General features: G+C 66.5%; 4 protein-coding genes and 2 pseudogenes. 5 read left to right on the forward strand and 1 reads right to left on the reverse strand.

Annotation, left to right across the window (positions count from 1 at the left end; genetic code table 11):
• A partial coding sequence (locus AC1DYX_RS29135; protein ID WP_477265405.1) for a magnesium chelatase subunit ChlI family protein occupies nt 1–188 on the forward strand: 188 nt, incomplete at its 5' end.
• A 104-nt stretch (nt 189–292) separates the two neighbouring features.
• Here AC1DYX_RS29135 and AC1DYX_RS29140 read toward each other — a convergent pair.
• The gene (locus AC1DYX_RS29140; protein WP_477265407.1) at nt 293–1,249 is read right to left on the reverse strand and encodes a GlxA family transcriptional regulator; all 957 of its coding nucleotides are present in this window, start codon (nt 1,247–1,249) and stop codon (nt 293–295) included.
• 256 nt (nt 1,250–1,505) lie between these two features.
• Between AC1DYX_RS29140 and AC1DYX_RS29145 the strand changes: the two are divergent.
• The 4 genes and pseudogenes from AC1DYX_RS29145 to AC1DYX_RS29160 all read left to right on the forward strand — a co-directional run.
• Nucleotides 1,506–1,655: pseudogene (locus AC1DYX_RS29145) on the forward strand (short-chain dehydrogenase); the annotation flags it as partial.
• Nucleotides 1,656–1,765: 110 nt separating this feature from the next.
• Complete coding sequence (locus tag AC1DYX_RS29150; RefSeq protein WP_477265409.1) at nt 1,766–2,287, forward strand: hypothetical protein; 522 nt, start codon at nt 1,766–1,768, stop codon at nt 2,285–2,287.
• Nucleotide 2,288: 1 nt separating this feature from the next.
• Nucleotides 2,289–3,029, forward strand: coding sequence for an ABC transporter ATP-binding protein (locus AC1DYX_RS29155; RefSeq protein WP_477265411.1), 741 nt, complete (start codon nt 2,289–2,291; stop codon nt 3,027–3,029).
• A pseudogene (locus AC1DYX_RS29160) lies at nt 3,026–3,625 on the forward strand (putative ABC transporter permease subunit); the annotation flags it as partial. The gene AC1DYX_RS29155 and the pseudogene AC1DYX_RS29160, both read left to right, overlap by 4 nt.

Consider the following 3,625-nt stretch of genomic DNA (forward strand, 5'->3'; position numbering starts at 1 on the left):
GCCGCCTCGACGCCGCCGCCGAACGCCTGCTGGGCGACGCCATGCGGCACCTGCACTGGTCCGCGCGCGCGTACCACCGCGTGCTGAAGGTGGCACGCACGATCGCGGACCTGGCCAAATCGGACGAGGTGCGGGCCACCCACGTGGCCGAGGCGATCCAGTACCGGCGCGGCCTGCGCGATCGCTAGCGATGGAAGTTGGGATGGAAGAGGTGGAGATCGTCGACGAGGTCCTGAAAGATGCGAGGGATCTTTCAGGACCTCAGGGTTCGAACGCGAACGTCAGGCGTACGTCAGTTCGACGTCGACGCCTGCTCGCGTGCCGCGCGCTTGATGGCCTGGGGCGGCTGGCCGAAGGCGCGCAGGAAGGCGCGGCGCATGCGCTCGGGATCGGAAAAGCCCGTCTCGCGCGCCACCACGTCGATCGAATGGTTGCTGCCTTCGATCATGGCGCGTGCCGCTTCCACGCGCAGCACCTCGATCGCGCGCGCCGGCGACTGGCCCGTCTCGATGCGGAAGGTGCGGCTGAACTGGCGGGTGCTCAGGTTGGCGGCCTCGGCCAGTTCGTCCACGGACAGCGGCTTGCGCAGGTGGCGCTTGGCGTAGGACAGCGCCTGCTGGATGCGATCGGACTTCGGCTCCAGCTCGAGCAGCGCCGAGAACTGCGACTGGCCGCCGCTGCGGCGGTGGTACACGACCAGTTTGCGGGCGATGTTGCGCGACAGCTCGACGCCGTGGTCGCTCTCGACAAGGGCCAGGCACAGGTCGGCGCATGCCGTCATGCCGGCCGACGTCCAGACCTTGCCCTCGTTGATGAAAATGCGGTCTTCCTCGACGCGCACCTTCGGATACATCCGCTGCAGGTCGCGGGCGAGCGCCCAGTGGGTGGTAGCGCGCTTGCCGTCGAGCAGGCCCGCCTCGGCCAGCAGGAAGGCGCCCGTGCAGATACTGGCCACGCGACGCGATTGCGCGCCGGCCTGGCGCAAGATCTCGATAAAACCAGGCGACGACGGACGGCGCGGTGCCATCTGCCCTGCCACCAGCAGGGTGTCGTAATCGTAGCGGGTGACGGCTTCCGTCAGTACGCTGATACCCGAAGAACTCGTAATGGCGCCGCCGTGTTCGGACAACATCGTGACGTCGTAGCACGGCTCCTCGGACAAGGAATTGGCCAGTTCATAAACGGTCGTCGCCATGAGATCCAGGGCCTGGAAGCCGGGGGGCAGCAAGAGTCCGATTCTGCGTTTCATGTTGTCCTCAGTGTTAAATAGGCTTACCGGTTGGACCGGAACCACAGCATAGTGCTGCAGTGAATGATGGTAATCATACGACACGAACTCGATGCCAGCCAAAAACAACTGGCAAAGTAGATAGGGCGTGCATAAAGTGTGCATACACACCTGTCGTCCTGATTCGAGGGATATTCGCCATTCAGGGCAAACGATTTCGAACGAAGATACATACCAGATGACAAATCTTCCCTTAATCAATCACTGGAGAGCGAACATGGAACTGATCCGGAACACGATTTTCATCACCGGCGGCACCTCGGGCATCGGCTGCGGCCTGGAGGAAGCGTTTCATAAACTCGGCAACCAGGTCATCATCGCCGGCCGCCGCAAGGCCTTGCTGGACGAGGTGACGCACGCCAATCCGACGAGCATCGCCGAACATCCGATCCCGGTCGGCGCCTGACCCAACCAGAATGTGGATATTTCTCGGGCCAGTTCGTGTCACCGCGGGGCTGGCCCTGTTACCATTGCGTCATGACAAGACGACTCTTCGCGGTGCCGGCGCTGTGTCTGGTGCTGGCCTGTTCGCTGGCGGGCTGTTCGCCCAAGTACAACTGGCGCGACTACGCCAGTCCGGATGCGCCCTATCGCGTCATGTTCCCGGCCAAGCCGAGCACGTTCACCCGCAACATCGACCTGGACGGCATGCGCGTGGCGATGACGATGACGGCAGTCGACGTCGACGGCGCGACGTTCGCCGTCGGCACGGCCGAGGCTCCGGACGCCGCACGTGCCCAGGCCGCGCTGGAAGCGATGCAGGTCGCACTGGTGCGCAACATCGGGGCCACCGTCACGAGCCAGAAGGCGACGTCGGACGAAGATCGCGCCACGCGCGATGTCGACGCCAGCGGAACCGACCACGGCGTGCCGATGCGCCTCGTCGGCCATTTCGAGGCGCGCGGCAAGCGTTTCTACCAGGTGATCGTGCTCGGCAAGACGCAGGCGCTGCCGCCCGAGCAGGTCGACCAATTCCTCACCTCCTTCAAGCTGCCCTGACATGAACGCAGACTCTCCGGCGCTGCGCCTGCGCGCGCTGCGCAAATCCTTCGGGCGCCCCGCCGTCGACGGTCTCGATCTGACCGTGCGGCGCGGCGAACTGTACGCGCTGCTGGGCCCGAACGGTGCCGGCAAGACGACCACGCTGCGCATGGTCACGGGCCTGCTGGCGCCGGACGCGGGCGACATCGACGTGCTCGGCGTCGACCTCGCGCGCGACCCGGCCCGGGCCAAGCGCGGCATGGCCTATCTGCCCGACGACCCGCTGCTATATGGGAAGCTGAAGCCGACGGAATACCTGGAATTCGTCGCCGGCCTGTGGGGCATCCGCGCGGAAGATGCCGAACCGCGCGCGCGCCACCTGCTCGACTGGCTCGACCTGACCAAACACGCGCACGAGCTGACCGAGGGTTTTTCGCGCGGGATGAAGCAGAAGCTGGCGCTGGCCGGCGCGCTGATCCACGAACCGGAACTGCTGATCCTGGACGAGCCGCTGACGGGCCTGGACGCGGCCGCCGCGCGCCAGGTGAAGGACCTGCTCGTGTCGCATGTCGACCGCGGCGGCACGGTCATCCTGACGACGCACATCCTCGAGGTGGCGGAACGCCTGGCCCAACGCATCGGCATCATCCGCCAGGGCCGCCTGATCGCCGAGGGCACGCTGGCCGAACTGCGCGCCCGCACCCAGGGCGACAGCCTGGAAGATGTGTTCCTGCACCTGACCGAAGGACAGGCGACGTGAGCGCCACGCCCGGAAGCATCCCCTGGCTGCTGCGCCACGAACTGAAGCTGGCCTGGTATGGCGCCGCAGTGAACAAGGGCGGCAAGCGCCGCCCAGGTGCCCGTACCGTCATCGTCGGCGCCCTGGGTCTGGTCCTGTTGCACGTGTTCGCGTTCTGCGCGATGCGCGAGCTCGGTCCTGGCATGGACGAGCCCGCGCTGGCCATCCCCGCCACGTTCATGATCGTCACGTGCGCGACCTTCATGCTGTCGAGCACCCTGAGTGGTTGCGTGCTGGCGCTGTTCGAACGCGGCGACCTCGACCTGCTGCTGTCGTCGCCCCTGCCCTCGCGCACCGTCTTCGCCGTGCGCCTGCTCGGCATCGTGGCCTCCACCGCCATTCCATACCTGTACCTGGGCGGACCCTTCGCCAACGTTGCCGTGGTGCTGGGTCAGCCCGGCTGGCTGGGCCTGTACGTGATGGTCGGCGTCGTCGCCATGCTGATGGCCTGCGCCGGCATGCTGCTGACGCTGGGCCTCGTGCGCGTGCTGGGCGCGCGCCGCACGCGCGTCGTGGCCCAGGTCACCGCCGCCGTCGCGGGCGCGCTGCTGTTCATA

The sequence above is a fragment of the Massilia sp. P2_C2 genome (genome assembly GCF_056404615.1).

Excerpts from the sequence above, each read along its gene's own strand:
- AC1DYX_RS29140 (WP_477265407.1), bottom strand. The coding sequence starts at position 1,249 with ATGAAACGCAGAATCGGACTCTTGCTGCCCCCCGGCTTCCAGGCCCTG.
- AC1DYX_RS29150 (WP_477265409.1), top strand. The coding sequence starts at position 1,766 with ATGACAAGACGACTCTTCGCGGTGCCGGCGCTGTGTCTGGTGCTGGCC.
- AC1DYX_RS29155 (WP_477265411.1), top strand. The coding sequence starts at position 2,289 with ATGAACGCAGACTCTCCGGCGCTGCGCCTGCGCGCGCTGCGCAAATCC.